Annotated in this window: 14 protein-coding genes and 1 riboswitch; of the genes, 6 read left to right on the forward strand and 8 right to left on the reverse strand. The window is 62.4% G+C overall.

All coding sequences use genetic code 11. The features are described from left to right. Positions 1-186: 186 nt before the first annotated feature. From H3T90_RS00155 to H3T90_RS00170, 4 genes are all read right to left on the reverse strand, one after another. Positions 187-2,910, reverse strand: coding sequence for a sensor histidine kinase (locus H3T90_RS00155; RefSeq protein WP_198229183.1), 2,724 nt, complete (start codon positions 2,908-2,910; stop codon positions 187-189). 523 nt (positions 2,911-3,433) lie between these two features. Next, complete coding sequence (locus H3T90_RS00160; protein ID WP_144177238.1) at positions 3,434-4,417, reverse strand: ribokinase; 984 nt, start codon at positions 4,415-4,417, stop codon at positions 3,434-3,436. Positions 4,418-4,471: 54 nt separating this feature from the next. Continuing rightward, positions 4,472-5,509 carry a LacI family DNA-binding transcriptional regulator gene (locus tag H3T90_RS00165; protein ID WP_144177236.1) on the reverse strand — a complete coding sequence of 346 codons (1,038 nt, stop codon included), beginning with the start codon at positions 5,507-5,509 and terminating at the stop codon, positions 4,472-4,474. Between the two features lie 477 nt (positions 5,510-5,986). Then, entirely contained in the window at positions 5,987-9,547 is a 3,561-nt protein-coding gene (locus H3T90_RS00170; RefSeq protein WP_144177234.1) for an RCC1 domain-containing protein, read from the reverse strand. A gap of 253 nt (positions 9,548-9,800) precedes the next feature. Here H3T90_RS00170 and H3T90_RS00175 point away from each other — a divergent pair, with 253 nt between their 5' ends. The 6 genes from H3T90_RS00175 to H3T90_RS00200 all read left to right on the forward strand — a co-directional run bounded on the left by H3T90_RS00175 (position 9,801) and on the right by H3T90_RS00200 (position 15,929). Continuing rightward, positions 9,801-11,180, forward strand: coding sequence for an alpha/beta fold hydrolase (locus H3T90_RS00175; RefSeq protein WP_144177232.1), 1,380 nt, complete (start codon positions 9,801-9,803; stop codon positions 11,178-11,180). Positions 11,181-11,190: 10 nt separating this feature from the next. After that, entirely contained in the window at positions 11,191-11,994 is an 804-nt protein-coding gene (gene proC, locus H3T90_RS00180) for a pyrroline-5-carboxylate reductase (protein ID WP_144177230.1), read from the forward strand. Between the two features lie 56 nt (positions 11,995-12,050). Beyond that, on the forward strand, positions 12,051-13,157 hold the full coding sequence (gene ychF / locus H3T90_RS00185; protein WP_144177228.1) for a redox-regulated ATPase YchF: 1,107 nt from the start codon (positions 12,051-12,053) through the stop codon (positions 13,155-13,157). Then, the gene (locus H3T90_RS00190; protein ID WP_144177226.1) at positions 13,154-13,954 is read left to right on the forward strand and encodes an alpha/beta fold hydrolase; all 801 of its coding nucleotides are present in this window, start codon (positions 13,154-13,156) and stop codon (positions 13,952-13,954) included. The genes ychF and H3T90_RS00190 overlap by 4 nt, the downstream gene beginning before the upstream one ends. A 75-nt stretch (positions 13,955-14,029) precedes the next feature. Continuing rightward, a complete protein-coding gene (locus H3T90_RS00195; protein ID WP_082097757.1) occupies positions 14,030-14,800 on the forward strand; it encodes a L,D-transpeptidase in 771 nt (256 codons plus the stop codon). Positions 14,801-14,921: 121 nt separating this feature from the next. Further along, the gene (locus H3T90_RS00200; protein WP_046323037.1) at positions 14,922-15,929 is read left to right on the forward strand and encodes a bile acid:sodium symporter family protein; all 1,008 of its coding nucleotides are present in this window, start codon (positions 14,922-14,924) and stop codon (positions 15,927-15,929) included. A 33-nt stretch (positions 15,930-15,962) separates the two neighbouring features. Here H3T90_RS00200 and H3T90_RS00205 read toward each other — a convergent pair whose 3' ends face one another. The 4 genes from H3T90_RS00205 to H3T90_RS00220 form a co-directional block, all read right to left on the reverse strand. Continuing rightward, complete coding sequence (locus H3T90_RS00205; protein ID WP_198208441.1) at positions 15,963-16,343, reverse strand: fluoride efflux transporter FluC; 381 nt, start codon at positions 16,341-16,343, stop codon at positions 15,963-15,965. Continuing rightward, the gene (locus tag H3T90_RS00210; protein ID WP_198208442.1) at positions 16,340-16,777 is read right to left on the reverse strand and encodes a FluC/FEX family fluoride channel; all 438 of its coding nucleotides are present in this window, start codon (positions 16,775-16,777) and stop codon (positions 16,340-16,342) included. Before H3T90_RS00210 ends, H3T90_RS00205 begins: the two co-directional genes overlap by 4 nt. 90 nt (positions 16,778-16,867) lie before the next feature. Beyond that, positions 16,868-16,940, reverse strand: a riboswitch (Fluoride riboswitch). Between the two features lie 38 nt (positions 16,941-16,978). Further along, a complete protein-coding gene (locus H3T90_RS00215) occupies positions 16,979-18,355 on the reverse strand; it encodes an ABC transporter ATP-binding protein (protein ID WP_181415100.1) in 1,377 nt (458 codons plus the stop codon). Then, positions 18,352-20,091, reverse strand: a complete 1,740-nt coding sequence (locus H3T90_RS00220; protein WP_181415140.1) for an ABC transporter permease — start codon at positions 20,089-20,091, stop codon at positions 18,352-18,354. The genes H3T90_RS00215 and H3T90_RS00220 overlap by 4 nt, the downstream gene beginning before the upstream one ends. Positions 20,092-20,127: the final 36 nt, after the last annotated feature.

The following is a 20,127-nucleotide window of genomic DNA, read 5'->3' on the forward strand; positions in this document are numbered from 1 at the left end:
AGTAATTGTTGGCTAAGTGACTGTCGTCGGAGAGACTTTCAACTGGTGAAGTTATGCTCGTCAGCAATCGATTCCCGGAGTGGCTAATCTTCGAGTTCGCGATTCATGGAGTGCTCAATTTTTCGATTGTGCTGATTACCTGACACGGTCATTTTCCTGTTTGCTATCCATAGGAGATGCTCATCATCAAGAACGCTCACGCCTGGAGTCTGGGTGGTCCTGTTGGTCTGATTGGGCATGCTCTGGTTCCTTATCCTGTTGCGATTGTTGCGAATAGTTGTCAAGCTGATCATCAAGATCTACTGGCAGGGGTTTGGCTGGGTGAAGAGCCGGTATATGTGGGTTTTTACGGGTGGGCTCGCCAATATGGTTCCTGTCTGAGTTGAGGCTCTTGTTTGGGGAATCGGCAGTGTCAATGTTTGAGCGCAAACCGGTGCTGGAACTGTGACGCAGGACGGTGAGCAGTTGTCGCATGCGAGCCAGGGCCTGGCGTCCTTGAGAAGCAATGTCGCCGAAGGCTTGCGCTACCTGCTCTGGGGGAGGGTTCACCCCCTTGACTTGATAATGGTTCAACTCGGAGATGGCTTTGGTAGTGGATGCAATAACTGTATTCAGGGTTGCAGCCACTTCTACCTGCATGGTAGAGCCAATGAGTTCGCGCTCTTGATTGGCTGCCAGAGCCTGGCTTTCCTGCAGGGTCTGGTTTAGCGCGCGCTCGCGTTCCTGCTGTAGGAGCAGGACTGAACCACGAGTACGTCGGCGTGAGGCAATCAGCATGGTCAGCAGACAGATCAAGGCCGGTGCGGCCATCACTATGAAAAGTGTTAAATGGGATTCAGAGAAAGATGATTCTGCCGGGCCTTCTATCATGTAGGCCAGAATGGTTGGGCACCCTTGGTTATTGGCTACACATCTGACAGCCCATAAAACCGTATCCGTGATGACCGCCAACGGAGCCCACCGCCTGGTGGTGTATTTGCCGTAAACCATTGCTGAATAGACGGCGACTGGGGATAAGACTGCAGCTTCTGGCAGCCAGGGCGAGAAGAGCAGCAGCAGGGTGGCAACTGCAGACACTATAGCGGCGCAAATGCCGGGACGGACCCTGCGCACAATCAGGGGCAAAGCAATACCTAGCGTGGCGATGATCCTTACTGGTCGGCCCGGATCATATTGTCGCGTGACAGGTGCTATAGCAAGAGCTTGACCTGGATTCTCTACCAGTACTAGTCCGATTACCAAACCCAGGTCGGCCGTCAATGGATGGCGTTGAAACCAGACGAAGAGCGTGGAGACAATCGAGCGCAGGGACCATTGAGCTTGTCGATTGGCACGTATCTCCGCTTCAGAGTCTGATTTTGGCGGAGTGGCAAAAGGAATCCACGCTTGGAGGTGGTAACCGCCTTCTGGTTCGGAACCTGTTTGAAGGTCGCCTCCAAGAGAAGTCAGTCGTTCGCGCATCCCTAAAAGACCGAAACCTGAATGCGCAGGTCGCTCCATCTGCGGCGGAGAATCTGAATTGGTAGAGGCATGGTCAAATGGGCGGTCGTCAATGGTTAGACACAAACCGTCCGTGAGCCACTGTTCTTCAACTAGCACAGCCGAAGCCGGAGCGGCATGCTTGCGAACATTGGTCAATGCTTCTTGCAGGACCCGGTAAGCAGTTATGGCGCGGCTGCGATCCAGCTTTTCTGGGCATGGTCGGCCTTTAATGCGTCGGCTGAATTGGGATTTCGGCTGAGCAAGTCGGGCGGCATCTATCAGGTCTGACCATGATTTATAGCTGGTCGGCGGATTGTTTGAAGAGGTGGTAACCGAGGGACAGGTACGCGCATTGTTGGCCGTATCCATGTTGGCCTTGGCAGTGTTGGCAGCTGGAATCTCTTTGATTGTGTGAAGATGGTCGCTGGCTTGGCTCGGCTGAGTGCAATCTGTTCCGGCTGGATTCAGATTATGAGCGTTCGCGGATTGACTAGCGGAATTCGTTTGGGCAGTTGCTTGAGATTGGTCAGGCGGCTGAATATGGGCTGGGTCCGTTGGTGGTGGGGAAGAAGAGTGTTGGCCTGGAAGAGAATCAGCTGTCTTTTGGCTGGTTTCGGGTGCAGGGTTGGTTGGAGTCTTGAGTTTGCCGAAGAGCGAGCTCAGCTCACGTAGGGCGCGACGGCTCTCTTGATCGATGGTGCGCATGGTCTTAAGAGCAAGGTGCGCATCGGCAGTGGCTGCGTACCTGCCGGCATCTGCCTGCACAATGACAATGGACAGAGTGTGGGCGACTACATCGTGCATGTCACGCGCTATGCGGGCCCGCTCAGCGCTGGCAGACAGGGCCGCGCTTTGCTCTGCCTGCAGGGCCAAGGCGTGGTTGCGTCGCCGGGCCTCATCAATGGCATCCCTTCTGGTCCGCGTCCAGTAGGCTGCAACGATGGCTATGAGTAGCAGAAGCCCCTCGATCAGTAAATTCGATAGGAAGGTGATTGCCAGATCTTTGAATGAGGTCGGCAACATTGAGATGTGGTCCGGCCACGTCTTGCCTGGAGGCAGAAACCCCAAATCGACCAATGTGAAGATAAGGCAGGATAGGGGCGTCATGACCCAGGCCACAGTCAGATAGAGTCGGCGCCAGGATGGACGTCCGTAGAGCAGACAGGAATAGACCATCACCAGGCAGACTGCGTCGGAGAGCATGATGGCAGGTCCCAACAGGAGCTGAGCCAGAGCCACAGCGACGAAGAGCCCGGCTGCTACGTTCGGGAATCGGCGACGGATAACGACAGGGGCTATGAGCAGGACCGTCCACATCAGGATCAGGTTTTCCTGCAAGGGGATCAGGGCCCCATCTCGTAGATTGGCGCTGGAGCCGCTCACCAGCAGAAACAAAAGGATGGCGAAGAGGGCGTCAGTCAGTAGCATTCGATTATTGGACCTGGTGATTGGTCGCTGCGCTGTTTGACTGACTGTGTTCATGGAATCAACAATATTCGGGGACAGCGGGAGGTGCCATCAGTCCGAGGGATGATGAGGTCAAACGTGGTCCCAGGCTGTCGCAAGGTGGATGAGCCGGAGCAGTTGTAAGATGTATTTAACACTGGCGATAAGAACAGATTCAGTGCTTGAATTCAGTTGGCAACAAAAGCGGATTTAGGACTTGCTCTCAGTTGGCAATGAGTCTAAATTCCACATTTGCACTCAACTGGCAACAAGTATGCATCCCATATTCATCCATCCAGCCTCTATCGCACAGATACCAGTCAGGCCGACGAATCGTCGTGCATTTTTCGCAACGGTTCATCGGCCTGACAACGCAGGGGAGGGAGTCAGCAGCGCTCTACCTGTCTAATCGTTGGACCCTGACCAGCGGACCCTGGTTACAAGACCCCGGTGGTCAGGATTCCGATGGCTCGACCTTGATGGCTCCGACCACGAACGCCCAGACTCAGGAGAAACGTAGCCTAATCTGCTCGGCCGTGCCGTAGGAGGCCTGCGCCCCCTGCCCGGTGGCAGCGTAGGCGGAGACGTAGGAGGCCAGCTGGGCGGCCTGCACCAGGGTCATGTCGGAGGCCAGGCCGGCCAGCACGGTGCCCATGAAGGCATCCCCGCAGCCAGTGGTGTCCACGGCGTCCACATGCACGGCGTGAATCCGGTAGGTCTGGCCATGGTCCAGCACCATGGACCCCTCGCCGCCCAGGGTGACGATGGCCCGATGGAAGCCGAAGTCCTGCATGGTCTGGTTGATCCGGTCCCAGTCGGCCCCCAGCCAGTCGCCGTCCTCGGGCTCGTCGATGCCCAGCAGCTGGGCCATCTCATGCTCGTTGACCAGGATCAGGTCGGAGTTGGCGATCAGGTCGGTGGGCAGGTCGGCGCGGAAGGGGGAGTCGTTGAGCAGCACGGTCATGTCGGCCTCGTGGCCCATGCGCGCGGCCTCGGTGACCGTCTCGATGGGGCTCTCCAGGCACAAGCCCAGCACCTTGGCCGAGGTCAGGGCCTGGCGGGAGCGGTGGGCGTAGTCCACATCCACCTTGCCGTTGGAGCCGGGGGAGTAGACGATGGTGTTCTCACCACGCGCATCCACGGTGATGACTGTGGTCCCGCTGGCTCCTGGAACGGTCATCACATGGGAGACATCCACCCCGGCGTTGCCCAGCTGCCCCAGCAGAAAGTCGGCGTTTGAGTCGGATCCGACGGCCCCGAAGAGCCGTACCTGAGCGCCGATGCGGGCCGCGGTCGCCGCCTGGTTGGCCGACTTGCCCCCGGGCAGCACCTGCAGGGGACCCCCGTTGATGGTCTCGCCGGGCTTGGGCAGCCGGTCGGTGTTGACGGTGTAGTCCGCATTCATGGACCCGACCACCGAGATGGATCCCTTGATGGTATCCAATCCCTTGAGCACCTGGTCAGATGCCGCCGCCATATCTTGAATCATGTTTCTCCGTTCCTTGATGAGCTTGTCCGCCTTGATGATCACACTGTGACAGGTTCAGGGATCCTGGCCGGTGTGCGCGGGCGGGCGCCCCACCGAGGCGCAGTGGCGGTAGCTGGTCTGCAACCGGACCGACCGCACGGGCGAGCCTGCCATCAGAGCCAGGAGCATGTCCACGCAGCGGATGCCCATGGTGTCGACCTGCTGGGAGATGGTCGACACTGCCGGGGTCAGGATGCGGAAGACGGGCAGGTCGTCGAAGGTGATCATGGACAGGTCCTCGCCGATGCTGATTCCTCGGGACTGGGTCGTTTTGATGGCGCGTATGGCCTCCAGGGAGGATCCGAAGAGCACCCCGGTGATTCCCTGCCGGGCCCAGAGGTGGATCATGTCGGGGTCGAAGGTCCCGGGCTCTACCTGGTCGGCCAGGGGGTCGTCCATGCCCTCGATGCCTGCCAGCAGGTTCCGGTAGACGTCCAGGCGTTCCTGGAAGGTGGCCGATGCTTTGAGAGGGCCGGGCACCAGGGTGATGCGTCGGTGGCCCCGGGTGTGCAGATCCTCAAGGGCCTGCCGCAGGCCGGGTTCGGGGTCGGCGTCCACGCAGGGGATGGTCCGCCCGTCGCGACCGGCGGCACCCTCGGCGGCACGGTCCACGCAGACCAGGGGCAGTCCGCGTCTGGTCAGCTCTTCCAGAGTATGTGAGGAACGCGGCCCGGGCACGATGATGGCTCCGTCAATGTGCTGGCCCAGCAGATTGCGCACCTGGGCCCGGTCTTCGCCTGGGTCGCCCTGGATTGAGGTGCAGATCAGGGTCTGGAAGCCGTGGTTGAGCAGCTGGCCCTGGATCAGATAGGCCAGGTCTGCGAAGTAGGAGTTGCGGATGTCGGGGATGAGCAGGCCGATGGTGCGCGAGTGGGCGGAGTGCATGGATCGGGCTCGGGAGTCCGGCACATAGTGCAGGTCGTGGATGACCTGGTTGATGCGCTGTCGAGTGGCAGGGGAGATGCGCCCGGAGTCGTTAAGGGCTCGGGAGACCGTCGATACGGAGACACCGGCCCGTTGGGCCACATCCCTGATCGTCGCGTACGCCATCATGGCCTTTCGTCGAAGTGGTCGGCCGCCGGGCCGGACTGCCTACCTCGGCGGTTGCCTGACCGCCGCCATGGGCAGGCGAACGGTTCTGACAGCCTTCAGTTATATCAGTGCGGTAACGATACCGCAACTTTTACAGCATGGCCCGTCAAGGCTTGGCTATGAGTGAAGGCGGGCGAGGCTGAATGCTCGAGGATGAGGCTGTTGTTTGCGCGAGTATGCTGGGGTAGGGAGATGAACAGCGGCCGGGCTGGCTGGGGGCTGTTAAGCCTCCTGACCGACCTGGCCGTGTTTCCTCCTCTGCCAGGCAGGGGCGGGGGCGTGCATGCCTGCCCTCGGTTTCCGCCTGCGGAAGTGTGGTGAGGCGCGGGAGGGAAGTGTTGGCTCTCTTGGGGTTTGAGCCTTAAGTGACACTTTTCCTCCCCGCTCCCCATATATGGGCCGGGGGCGTGGGGATTGATACGCCGCCCCCGGCCGTTCTCACCCGTGCGAAGCAAGTGAGAGACTATGTGTTTCCCTCCGGTGGCGGCGTGATGCCAGGACCCCGCCCATGCCGGTCATGCCGGTGGCCAGGGCGAGCAGGATGCCTTCCCCCCCAGCATTGGGGAGCACACCTGCGGGAAGGTACGTGTATTGGAGGGAGGTGTCCGGCGTTTTGGGTGCGCCGCCCAGCGTGTAGTCCACGTTGACCGTGACCGTGCCCGGCGCGTGTGCGGACGTCGTCACGGTCACGCTGCTGCCATCGCCGCGCGTCAGCCCTGATGCGGGGGTCTGGTCGAATCTGACCCCGGTGATCACCAGCTGCAGGTTGAACGACACCGGCACAGGAGCAGGATTCTGAGCTTTACTGTTATATTGCCCTGTGGGAATGCTGTCGTTGCCGAGCTGGCCATTCTCGTTGTCCCCCCATGCGTAGGCGTTGCCGTCGCTGCCTACGGCTAGCGAATGCTGGTATCCGGCGCTGACCTGTTCGGCTTGCAGTCCTTTGCTCTTGTCCTTGGGGCTGGAGGGGTCGCGCACGCGCATAGGAGCAGGATTCGTGTCACCCCACCAGATGGCGATGTTGATGCCGAGCACGCCCTTCTGGTTGGACCCCCATGCGTAGGCGTTGCCGTCGCTGCCCACGGCCAGCGAATAATTGTTCCCGCCGCTGACCTGTGTGTAGGTGAAGTCCGCGGGAGTGTCTGCAGGCGACATGACTTTGACCGGCGTAGTCCGGCGGGTTGTCGTCCCGTCGCCGATCTGGCCAGTGTCGTTATATCCCCATGCGTAGGCGTTGCCGTCGCTGCCCACGGCCAGCGCATGATAGCCTCCGGCGCTGACCTGTGTGTAGGTGAAGTCCGCGGGCGTGTCTGCAGGCGACATGACTTTGACCGGCGTAGTCCGGCGGGTTGTCGTCCCGTCGCCGATCTGGCCTTTGTCGTTTTCTCCCCATGCGTAGGCGTTGCCGTCGCTGCCCAGGGCCAGCGAATAATAGACTCCGGCGCTGACCTGTGTGTAGGTGAAGTCCGCGGGCGTGCCTGCAGGCTTCTTCACTTTGACCGGCGTAGTCCGGCGGGTTGTCGTCCCGTCGCCGATCTGGCCGGAGTAGTTATGTCCCCATGCGTAGGCGTTGCCGTCGCTGCCCAGGGCCAGCGAATGATAGGCTCCGCCGCTGACCTGTGTGTAGGTGAAGTCCGCGGGCGTGCCTGCAGGCTTCTTCACTTTGACCGGTGTCGTCCGGGGGGAAGTGTTGTCCGTCCCGTCGCCGATCTGGCCTTTGCTGTTTTCTCCCCATGCGTAGGCGTTGCCGTCGCTGCCCAGGGCCAGCGAATGCCGACTTCCGGCGCTGACCTGCACGTAGGTGAAATCCATAGGTGTGTCTGCAGGCTTCGGCACCGGGGCGGGCGTGTTCCGCTGGTCGGGCTTGTCGATGCCGAGCTGGCCATAGTAGTTGCTTCCCCATGCCCAGGCGTTGCCGTCGCTGCCCACAGCCAATGAAAAGCCATAGCTGATCGAACTGTCGTACATTGATCCGCTGACCTGGGTGAACCTAATGCCTCGGCTGGTGTCTGGCGGGGTGATGGTGGTGGTTTCGTTGCCGAGGCGGCTACCCTGGTCGGGGTTGATTTTCCACGTGTTGTCGGGGTCTTTGAATGTCCATCTGGCGGTGAGGGTGAGGCTCTTGGTGACGGGCTTGCTGAAGTCGTAGGCGACTTCCCCGGTGAACCATCCGTCGAACAGGTAGCCTTCACGCGCAGGGTCGGGGGAGGGTCGTTTCACCCTGCCGTTTGGAGTGGAGACGTTCTGGTCTGCTGGTTCGGGGTTTCCCCCGCCCGTATCGAAGTGGACCGTGAACGTGGATCTTGGTTCGGCGCCTCGTGTCAGCGGCTGGTCGACCGTGTAGTTGAGGTTTTTGGTGAAGGGTTGGCCGTCCTGTCTGCCGACGATGAGAACAGTGGTTGGTCCCGGCTTGCTGGCGGGCATGTCTGTCTGCCAGGCGTCGTTGTTCTTAGTGAGATTGAGCGGCTGGCCGTTCAGGCTGGCTGACTCCAGGATGGACGCTGTGGTGGTGCTGACTCTTGCTGGCTTGCCGGGCTGTCCCTGCCCGTCCACGTCCCACGTGAACATGCTGCCTTGCCGGTCAATGGCGGTGATCCTGCTGCCGGTGCTTGCGGCCTGCATATACCGCTTGTTCCCGTCGTCCGCGCGCATGGGTGCTTCGCCGGGCTGCCAGGACCATACGTGGCCCTCCGTGTCGGTGATAACGGCCTGGCTATCATTGGCTGTAATCGAGTTGGTTTTTATGTTTGCCGGCAGGTTGACGGCTGTGGGACTGGTCGTGTTGTCGGCCAGGTAACGGATCCGCCTTTCCGTGTCCAGGAGGAGGAACCCCTGGTTGAGGGCATGGGCCTGGATGATGCGCATTCCCGGGTCCTGCTTGATGCGCGCGGGCTTGGCGCTTCCGGTATTGGCCGTCTCCCAGGTCCAGGCCTGCCCGTCAGCGTCCACGATGAGGATCCGGCCGGGGGAGGCGATGGCGGTCACGGCCTGCGCCTTTCCGGGCAGGCTGGTCTCGGCTTGTTTTGTGAATTTCGGGTTCGGCTCCTGGCTGCCGGCATCCCTGGTCTGATAGGCGTGGGCCTGTCCCTGCTGGTCCACGGCCAGGAGTCGATTATCGTTCATGCCGATGCTGGTGAATTTGGTGTCCTGTCCGGTGTCGAGGATCGTGGGCGTCGCTTGACCGCTGTTCCAGGTGTAGATCCGCTGGTCGGATCCCAAGGCGGCCTGCCGGTGGCTGCCGGCTGCGGCCTGCAGGTAGCGGAACCCGTCGGCAGCATGGGTGGGGAGAGGAAATTGCACAGGTGTGCTGTCCTGCGTCCAGGTGTAGATGCGGCCGTCGCCGGTCAGGCCGGCAATCTGGTTTCCTGCGGCTTGGATGCTGGCGATTTGAGGTTCCTGCCTGTCGGGCGGGCTGATGGTCAGCCGCGCCCCTGTGGCGGGCCCGTGATCCGGGCTCAGCGTCCAGTCCGTGACCTTCGTCCACCGGGCTTTCAGGGTCGTGTCCTGGAGGACGGGGGTTTGGAAATCATAGGGCCGGCCGTCAAGCGTCCAACCCTCGAACCGGAAGCCCTCACGCTGTGGATTCTGTTGCGGGGCAGCAGCGAGGGTGCCGGTCTTCACGCTCGCATGGGTGGGCTTGCTGCTGTCGGCCGGGTCGAAAAGCACCGTGTGCGAAGCCTGATCTTCCGTCTTGTCGGCCGATTCAGCCGGAGCGGGGGCTGTGCTGTCAGGCGTGCCCGCCGTCGACGACAGGGTGCTGGGCGTGGGGCTTAATGGTGTGGTGGTTTGTATCGGCGATGGTGAGGACAGTGGAGTGTCTGTTGCGTTGCTGTGGAGAGAGGCGGAGGTTCCGTCAGCTGCGCGAGGGGTCTGACGACCCCCTTCCCCGGAGGGGATGGGAGCGTCCTCTTGGGCGGATGCGACGCCCAGGCCTGCCAGCAGGCTGATCAGGACGGTCATCATCGCCAGGATGCGACGCAGCCGGGTACCCAGATGCATGAAACCGAAACCCCTTCACCGAACACCAAGCAGGGCAAACGCCGCTTGCAGAATAAGGTTCTTCCTGTCGGGAAGCTACCAATGCCTCAACGCCAGTCCGCGCAACAGATTGCGCGAATCATAGAGGAAGCCAGCCGGCTTCCCGACGTCCCCTGCCTCTCACCCTACCACCCAGCCCACAGACAACACACAATCCAGGTCCAACCGCCCGGCGACAATGAACCCGACTGACCTATAGGAAAGGAGCCAGGGTATGACCAACCAGGGATACTATCTGCCGGGACTCTACGTGAGTGAGGGGTCCATCCCCGTTCCCCTGGACTGGGCGGGCAGTGAACCTGGCGTCTGGCGAGCTGAAGATAATGCAGATCAGGCGGTCCTCCGCTGCTTCTACCGCGTGGTCTGCGCCCCTGAGCACTTGAACGACGACCTGCCGCTGCTGGTTTATTTGCAAGGCGGACCCGGGTATGGGGCTCCACGGCCGCTGAGCGCCGTTGCCGACGGGTGGATGGCCGAGGCCCTGCGCCACTTCCGCATTGTTCTGCCCGACCAGCGGGGTACAGGCCGGTCCAGCGCCATCGACGGAACCACCATGGCAGCCCTAGAAGAGCCCCGTGCTCAGGCCGATTATCTGAAGTATTTTCTGGCGGACTCCATCATCCGGGACTTCGAGCACCTGCGTCGCACGGTCTTCGCTGGCCGTCCCTGGGTGGCCTTGGGACAGAGCTTCGGCGGCTACCTGACCTTGGCCTACCTGTCGAACTTCCCCCAGGGGCTGGCTGCGGCCTTCACCGCCGGGGGCGTGCCTCATATCCCCACTGATGCCTACGAGCTCTTCTCTCATACCTTCACCAAAATGGCTCAGCGGTCCCGGGCCTTCTACCAGCGATATCCGAGGGACCAAGACCGTGTGGCGGCCATTGCCGACCGGCTGGCCCAGGGTGATGTGGTCCTGCCCGGCGGCGACCCTTTGAGCGTGGAGCGACTGCAGACCCTGGGCGTCGACCTGGGCAAGAGCGGCGGGTTCGAACGTCTCCACTGGCTGTTGGACACGGCCTTCCTGGACGGCGACGGCAGCCTGCCCGCTTCCGGAGCTAGCAGCTCCCGAGCCACCCTCTCGCAGACCTTCCTGGAAGGCGTGCGGGCGGCTACCTCGGTCAGCCCGCTCTACTGGCCCTTGCAAGAGTTTATCTACGCCGACGGGGACTGCGGCCCCCTGCACTGGGCAGGGCAGCGGGTGCGCGATGCCCGACCCGAATTCGATACTGCTGACCGACCGCTCATGTTCACCGGGGAGGCGATCTTCCCTTGGATGTTCGAGCAGGAGTCCGCCCTGCGTCCCTTCGGTCCGGCGGTCAGCCTGCTCATGGAGGAGGGCTCCTGGGGCCACCTGTACGATCCCGACCGTCTGGCTGACAATCAGGTTCCCCTACAGGCCGTGGTCTACGCCGACGACCTCTACGTGCCCTCCGAGCTCCAGCTGGACACCCTCTCGCGTGTGGGCCACGCCCATGCCTGGGTGACCAACGAGTTCGAGCACGACGGCCTGCACGGGGACAGGGTCTTCGCCCACCTCTACAGGCTGGCCCTGGAGCGCGGCGATCTGGAGGGGCTCTTCCCGGCGCGCGGCTAGACTTGAGAACATGAACACGGACTCATTGACTCTTGGATTCATCGGATACGGCAACATGGCCCAAGCCATGGCCCAGGGGCTTGTCGACGCGGGTGTGCTGCCCGGCGGCCGGATTGTGGCTTGCGCAGCCCACTATGACCGGCTAGTGGAGCGGACGGCTCAGCTAGGTGTGCGGCCCATGCACTCCGGCACCGAGGTGGCCGCGGCTGCCGACCTTGTGATTCTGGCCGTCAAGCCGGGGCAGGTGGCCCAGGTCTGCGAGCCCATCCGCCATGAGCTGGCTGATCCGGACCGCATGGTCCTGTCCGTGGTGGGCGGCATGACCCTTGAGGACTATGCCGACATCCTGGAGGAGGGCACCCACCTGATCTGCGCCATCCCCAACACCCCCATTTCAGTGGGGCAGGGGATTCTGGTCACTCAGGAGGACGATACCCTGACCGACCAGCAACGGGAGCTCTTCACCCAGGTCTTTGACCCGGTGGCCATGATCGTGCGCCTGCCCCGTGAGCTGGTCTCGGTGGGGACGACCATCGCCGGATGTGCGCCCGCCTACACGGCCATGTATATGGAGGCTCTGGCTGACGCTGGGGTGGAGCATGGGCTGCCCAGGCAGGCGGCCTACCGGCTGGCGGCGCGAATGGTGGAGGGGACTGGAGCCCTCTACCTGGCCACCGGCACCAACCCCGGGGCCATGAAGGACGCGGTCTGCTCACCGGGCGGAACCACAATCAAGGGTGTTGCATCCTTGGAGAAGCACGGCTTCCGTGGAGCGGTTATTGAGGCTATTGATGCGGTGGAGCGCGGTGACTGAGCCTGCCGCTCTATGGGGAGCCACGCCGGGGCAGTCCGGGCAATAGACTGGTGGATATGTCGTTAACCATAGGAATCGTCGGGCTGCCCAACGTTGGCAAGTCCACACTCTTCAACGCCCTCACCCGCAACAACGTTCTGGCGGAGAACTACCCCTTCGCCACCATAGAGCCCAACACTGGCATCGTGCCCCTGCCCGACGACCGGCTGCCTGTTCTGGCCAAGCTGGTCCACACGGACAAAATCGTGCCCGCTACGGTCACCTTCGTGGACATCGCCGGCATCGTCAAGGGGGCCTCGGAGGGGGAAGGGCTGGGCAACCAGTTCTTGGCCAACATCCGCGAGGCCGACGCCATCTGCGAGGTGGTCCGCGCTTTCAATGACGACGACATTGTCCACGTCAATGGCAAGGTGGATCCGGCCGACGACATCGACACCATCAACACCGAGCTGATTCTGGCCGACATGCAGACCATCGACAAGGCCCTGCCCAAGCTGGAGAAGGATCAGCGTGGGGGCAAGATCAAGCCCGCCTACCTGGACACCGTCCGCAAGGCCAAGGAGATTCTTGGACAGGGGCGGACCATCGACCAGGCGGCCCAGGCCGGGGACATCGACAAGGATGTGCTCTACGACCTGCATCTGATGACCGCCAAGCCCTTCATCTACGTCTTCAACGTGGATGACGACGAACTGCAGAATGAGGATATGAAAAAGCAGCTGGCTGACTCAGTGGCTCCCGCGCCTGCCATCTTCCTCAACGCTCAGTTCGAGTCCGAGCTGACCGAGCTTGACGAGGCGGATGCCCGCGAGATGCTGACCGATGCCGGGCTCAAGGAGTCCGGCCTGGACCAGCTGGCCCGGGTGGGCTTTGACATTCTTGGTCTGCAGACCTTCCTGACCGCCGGGGTCAAGGAGGTGCGCGCCTGGCAGATTCACAAGGGCTGGACCGCCCCCCAGGCCGCCGGGGTCATCCACACCGATTTCGAGAAGGGCTTCATCAAGGCCGAGGTGGTCTCCTACGACGACTTCGTGGCCGCCGACGGGTCCTACGCCAAGGTGCGCGAGGAGGGCAAGATGCGCCTTGAGGGCAAGGACTATGTCATGCAGGACGGCGACATCGTGGAGTTCAAGACCGGCATCCCCTCCGGTGCCAAGAAGTGAGCACCAGGCCCGGGTTCGCCATTCGCCGGGGTCATGGGCTGCCGCTGATTTTTGTACACGGGTCAGGTGTGGATCACCACATCTTCGATGACTTGGACCCCGTTTTCGAACGGGTGGGCGGCTTTGAGCGGATCTACCTGGACCAGCCCGGCTTTGGCCGCACGCCACCCGACCCGTCCATCCTCGACCTGGACGGTTTGGCTCGGTGGCTGGATGACCAGGTGGACATTTTCAGCGAAGGCGGCCCCTTCGCTCTAGTGGGCAACTCCCTAGGTGGGCTGCTCAGCCGCCATGCCGCCGCCGGGCGGTTGGACCGCTGCCGGGGGATGGCCCTGCTCTCCTCGGTGGTCGACCCGGTGACCGCCCACAGGCGCCTGCCCTCACGTCAGGTGCTGGTCCATGACGACCAGGGCCTGGCCGACGCGGACGAGTTCACCAGGCATGCTTACCGGCAGATGGCAGTGGTGGAGTCCCGGGGGCACTTGGAAGCCTACCAACGCACCATCATGCCCGGCATTCGTTCGGCCGATGCCGATACGGTGGCTCGAATGGAGAAGTACTACCAGTTGGATCTGGACTTCGACCAGGTTTGGTCCGGGTTCATAGCCCCGGTGCTCTTCGTCTGCGGCCGCCAGGACGACCGTGTAGGCTACTTGGATCAGTTTGACCTGGCCTGCCGCTTCCCCCGGGCCTCCTACTCGGTGCTGGACCGGGCCGGCCACAATGTCCAGATCGAGCAGACTGCCCTGGTCTGCGACCTGCTGGAGGACTGGGCCAGGCAGGTGCTGAAAGGCTGAGGCCGTCCTGGTTTCTTCTGTCGCTAAAATGAACTGTGCAAACAGGTTCGTTCAATGGCGACGAAAGGGAAGTAGATGGCTGTCTGGGGATTGGATAGCAAACACCTTAAGCGGCGTGTGCTTGCCATGCTCCGTTGGCTGCTGGACCCTGTACGCCGCACGCCTGTGGTAGTGACGACCGCCCTGTTGACGCTGCTGCTGACAGTTTTGGTCGACAATCTGTTCCAGCCGGTGGATGCGGCTCATGCAGAACGATCGGCAGATGCGAGCACTTCTAGCGCATCAACCGTTTCGGTGAGACAATTTCCCAAGGCGCATCATCCCAGCAAATCCAAGTCCTCCTCTTCATCAGCGGCAAAGAAGCAAACAAAGGTTCAGAAGACAGACCCTGATGGTTCCTCCACTCAGCCTGTCGATTGGCTCAAGCCTTCGCAGCAGGTCGATTACCCGGATCCTGCGGCCCACCCTGGCATCTCCTTGGAGGTCAGCCTTCAGGATCAGCGGGTCTACGTGCGTGATGGGTCTCAACTGCTCTACACCATGTATGCCTCGACAGGTATGGATGACTCCACGCCCAGGGGCAGCTTCCGCATCCAGGCCGAGCGCGGCGACCACTTCTACAACCCCAACGAGGGGATAGGCGCCCGCTACTACACCAGCTTTCTGAACCACGGGGTCTTCCTCTTCCACTCGGTTCCCACTGATCCCAGTGGCAGCTACATAAAGGAGGAGGCTGACTTGTTGGGCATTCGACCCAGCTCCCATGGCTGCATCAGGCTGACGGTGCCCGATGCCCTGTGGATCATGAAGTCCGTGCCCACCGGCACGCCCGTCCTGGTCAACTGAATTCCAGTCGGTACCGGAACATCCTCGTCCAAAATGTGGCCATTCTCGGTCGTGCCTGCCCTCGGTTTTCTAATTTTGCTCTACCACAAAGAGAACTATCGAGAGGAAGTGGTCAGGAATCATGCAAAAGGTGCAGCGGTTCAGTGACTGGTTGACTAAGTGGTTCATTCTGGTGGTCCTGGTTTGGGCCGCCATCAACTTCTTTGTCCCGCAGATTAGCATTTGGGCCCGCAGCTACACCAACTACTTCCTGAGCATTATTCTCTTCGGCATGGGGCTGACCCTGAGCCTGGACGATTTCAAGCGAATTATCAAGATGCCGCTCATGGTCATCGTGGGCACCATAGCCCATTACCTGATCATGCCCCTGCTGGCCGTGCTGCTCTGCCGCATCTTCCGGCTGGACGGCATGATCGCTGTGGGCGTCATCCTGGTGGGCTGCTGCCCCTCGGGGACCTCCTCCAACGTCATGTCCTACCTGTCGCGCGGCGACGTTGCCCTGGATGTGTCCATTGGTCTGCTTTCCACCCTGTGTGCGCCCTTCATGATCCCCATGCTGATGAACCTGCTGGCCAGCCAGTATGTGGCCATCCCCACCAAGCAGCTCTTCCTGACCGCCCTTGAGGTGGTGCTGATCCCCATCGCCCTGGGCCTGGCCGTCCACGCCTTCTTCAAGGAGAAGGTGCAGAAGGTGACCGTGGCCCTGCCGGCGGTCTCGCAGATCGCCATCCTGATCATCATCGGCGTGGTGGTCTCCGTCAACCATGCCAAGCTCTTCACAGCCGCCACCGCCCTGGTCCTGCCGGTTGTCATGCTCCACAACCTGTGCGGGTACGGGCTGGGCTTCCTCTTCAGCCGGCTCATGTACCGCATCTACCCCAAGGGGTTCCGCTACGCCCAGCAGAAGGCCATCACCTTCGAGGTGGGCATGCAGGATTCCGGACTGGGCGCGACCCTGGCCCTGCAGGCCTTTGCCGCCGACCCGATTGTGGCCATACCCTCCACCTTCTTCAGCGTCTGGCACAACATCTCCGGCTCGGTGTTGTCCGCCTGGTGGCGTCGGCATGACGACCGTCTGGGGATTGCTGCCGACTCCGCCCAGGGTCGTCCGGAACCGGCTCGCGCCTAGGTTCCGCAGCTCCTTGATTGCTGGCTGGATCTGCTACATGCCCGGTCCGGCCAGCAGGAAACCCAGGGCTGTCAGCAGGGGCGGCAGGAGCATTGAGGCTGCCAGATAGCCAAGAGCCGCCAGATGCCGTCTCTGCCGGGTCAGGGCCAACACTTCGTTGACCGCTGTCGAGAAGGTGGAGAAGCCGCCCAGTAGTCCTGTGGCCAGCAGCAGCCGTCCCCAGGCGGGCAGTCCGTGGAAGGCGGCCAGGGCGGCCACCAGTCCTGCAGCCAATCCGGCCAGCAGGTTGATGATCATGGTCGAGAGGGGCAGGTACACCTGCCAGCGGGCCTTGACCAGGGTATCCAACAGGTAGCGAAGTCCGGCACCCAGGCCGCCGCACAGGCAGATCAGCAATGTACATGCAATGGTCATCGCACACCCGCCTGGATGTGTGCGGCCAGACGTGCTCCCAGCGCGGCCATGGCCCAGGAGACCATCAGGCCTCCGGCAAAGGAGATCAGCAGGTAGGCAAGGGTTGCCCGGACTTGACCGCCCGACAGTCCTTGGATCAGTTCCAGCGAGAGCGTGGACATGGTCGACAGCCCTCCGCACAGGCCCATGCCCAGGCCCCTGTTGGTCAGTTGCCTTTGGCGCGCGTGTGCGCTTTTGGGCAGCCCGGCCAGGAAGGCGGTCAGCAGGGCGTAGCCTGCGCAGGCGATTAGGTTGGCCAAGAGGGTTCCCGGATGCAGCGGGCCGCTCTGGCCCGGCAGCAGGCTCAGGGCGTACCGGCAGCCGGTGCCCAGGGTTCCGCCCAGCATCACCACCAGGGTTGTGGCCGTGTCAGGTCCGGTAGGGGGTTTGGTCATTGGAGGCCTCGGTTCCCGACGGATCAGCGTCCGCAGGGTCGGGCTGAATGGCATGCGCCTGCACCCGGCCCGCAGACGGGGTCGTCGAATCATGGTGCAGGAACTATCAGCAGTTTGCGGTTCGGAGCTCAAGCCCCGGGCGGGTTCCATCGCCCGGAGCACATTCTAGGAGTGGAAGGGGACCGTAGCTGCCGCGACTACTCACTCGGTGTGGTTCTCCGGGTCCAGCGTCAGCCGGTCGTCGTCGGCATCGTAGTCGAAGAGCTCGCCGTAACGGCCCCAGGTGATGGCGGTGTCGAACTGCTGGACGGCCTCCTTGTCCGAGTGGTGGGCCCGCAGCAGGTCCAGGATAAGAGAGCCGTGCAGACTCTTGTCGTCACTATTCTTCAGGGCCCGGTCGATGATGCGGATCAGGGGAACGTGATCCATCAGCATGCGTGAGAACATCTCCTTGCTCTCCAGGATGTCGGCATCGTGCCAGGCCCGGCCCTGGTCGGTCAGCCTGACGTGCCCGTTGTCCGCCTGGAAGATGCCCAGCATGAGTCCGGCGTCGATCAGGGGGAAAAGGTCGTCCACTTCGAAGGAGAGCTTGGCGGCCAGGTCGGCCAGATCCATGCCGTTGGGCTGGTTGACCATAACATCGGCCAGACCGGCCAGGCCGCCGGGGGTGGCGTCGGGTAGGTTGCGCTCGGCGGTCTCCTCGCCCCGCACCGAGTCCCGAACGGCCTGACGGTTGCGCACCTTGGTCTGCAGACGGCGGCGGATGTCCTCGCTGTCGCGCTGGCCGGTCAGGATGGAGTAGAGGTAGTCCACGCAGGACTGGAAGAGGTCGGACTGCTTGTCCCGAGGCCTGTCCAGGTTGATGGGCACGTTGGCGATGACCCGGCCGGGATGCGAGTCCAAGACCAGGACCCGGTCGGCCATCTCCACGGCCTCCTCGATGTTGTGGGTGACGATCAGGACCGCCTTGACGCTGCCCGCCTCCTCGGACCAGACCTTGAGGACCTCCTGGCGAAGATTCTCGGCAGTCAGCACGTCCAGGGCTGAGAAGGGCTCGTCCATGAAGAGGGCGTCCGGCTTGAGGACCAGAGCCCGGGCGATGCCAACGCGCTGGCGCATGCCGCCGGAGAGCTCCTTGGGGTAGGCGCTCTCGAATCCGTCCAGGCCGATGGCGTCGATGGCGGCCAGGGAGAGTTTCTCACGCTCCTTCTTGGGCACGCCACGGGCCTGCAGGCCCAGCTCGACGTTGTCCTTGACGGTCAGCCAGGGCATCAGGGCGAAGCTCTGGAAGACCAGGGCCACGCCGGGGTTGGGCCCATCCAGCTGCTTGCCCCGGTATTCGACGCTGCCCTTGCTGGCCGGGACCAGGCCGGCCAGGATGCGCAGCAGGGTGGACTTGCCAGCACCGGAACGTCCCAGGATGGCCACCACCTCGCCCTCGTGCAGGGTGAAATCGATGTTGTCCAGGACGGTCAGCTCCGCGCCCTTGTCGGACTGGTAGGTCTTGGTCACGTGCTCGGCCGTGATGATCCCGTTGGAATTGATCTTGGTCATTGTCGAACCTTTCAGACTTCTCATGTCAGGGAATAGCGCCGTTGTGCCAGTGATTGCAGGGGAGACCAGAAGAACCGGTCGGCCAGGACCACGAAGATGCTCATGACGGCCACACCAAGGATGATGCGGGGGGTGTCGCCGGTGGCGGTCACCTGGGCTATGTAGGCACCCAGGCCCCGGGCCGTCAGTTCCGTTTTGCCGTAGGAGACCACCTCGGAGACGATGGAGGCATTCCAGGCCCCGCCCGCCGCTGTGATGCCGCCGGTGCACCAGGAGCCGAACAGGGCCGGTAGGATCAGGGTCTTCCATCGTTGCCAGCGGTTCTGTCCCAGACTGCGCGACATCTCCAGCAGGTCGTCGGGGATGGCCGAGGCCCCGGCGATGACGTTGAAGAGGATGTACCACTGGGTGCCCAGGGCCATAAGCAGGATGCTGCCCCAGTTGATGTCGATTCGCCAGATGATGAAAACCATGGTGACGAAGGGGAAGATGAAGTTGGCCGGGAAGGAGGCCAGGATCTGCACCAAGGGCTGCAGGTAGCGGGAGATGCGCGGATTCATGCCGATCAGAGCACCTATCGGGACCCAGACGATGGTGCAGACCACCATCAGGATCAGCACTCGCAGGAAGGTCAGCAAACCTAGCTGGAAGACGTGCCCGACCTCGCCCAGGCCCAGAGGATGGATGACCATACGGTCCAGCTGCCAGAGACCCCACAGGCCGATCAGAGCCAGGCAGGCCCACCAAACCAGATCGCTTGCCCTCCTGCGTCCGCCGCCACGGCTCCAACGCGCTCCAGTGCGGCCCAGGGGGCGGGTGATCCGATCCAGCATGTCCGCCAAGGGGTGGCCCACCAGGCCCAACAGGTCCTTGACCCCGGACAGGCGGATGACCGTCAGCACCAGGCTGCGCCGGGGCTCGGTGGACTGGCTGCTGGTGTAGCGGAACTTCTCAGCCCAGGCGGTCAGCGGCTTCCAGAGCAGGAAATCAATCAGCAGAACCACCACGATCATGGTCAGGATGGCCAGGCCCACCTTGCCCAGGTCCTGCTCGGCGGTGGCCTCCTCCACAAAGGAGCCGATGCCTGGCAGGGCCAGGGTCCTGTTGTTGACCGAGATCATCTCGGAGGCAGTCAGGAAGAACCAGCCGCCGCCCATGCTCATCATGCAGTTCCAGAGCAGGGGAATCATGGAGTTGGGCACGTCCAGCTTCCAGAAGCGTTGCCAGCGGGTCAGGCGCATCAGCCTCACCGCCTCGTCCAGGTCGGCGGGTTCGCTGGTCAGGGAGTTATAGAAGGAGAAGGCCATGTTCCAGGCCTGGCTGGTGAAGATGGCGAAAATGGAGGCCGCTTCCACGCCCATGATGGACCCGGGGAATAGGACCAGCCAGATGGAGATGGTGGCCGACAGAAAGCCCAGGACGGGCACCGACTGCAGGATGTCCAGCAGGGGGATGAGCACGGCGCCCAGGCGGCGGGAGCGCGCGGCGGCCAGTCCGTAGAGGAAGGCGAAGACCAGGGAGATGATCAGGGCCGTGAACATGCGGAAGAGGGAGCGCAGCGCATAATAGGGCAGGTTAGCCGGATCGGTAGAGACGTGCGAGGGCACGCCGGCCGGGCCAATGGGGGCACCTAGTGCGGGCAGCAGATAGGCCAGGGCCCCCAGTAAAACCAGGGCGCCTATGGCTACGGCCAGGCCCGTCCATATGCGGGTGGAGCGCGATGCCTGGCTGCGGTCGTCGTTCAATGGAGAACGGAGCATTCCTGGCAGTACGACAGTATTCACGATGGCCTCCCT

The organism is Bifidobacterium polysaccharolyticum (assembly GCF_016101585.1).
GTDB lineage: Bacteria > Actinomycetota > Actinomycetes > Actinomycetales > Bifidobacteriaceae > Bombiscardovia > Bombiscardovia polysaccharolytica.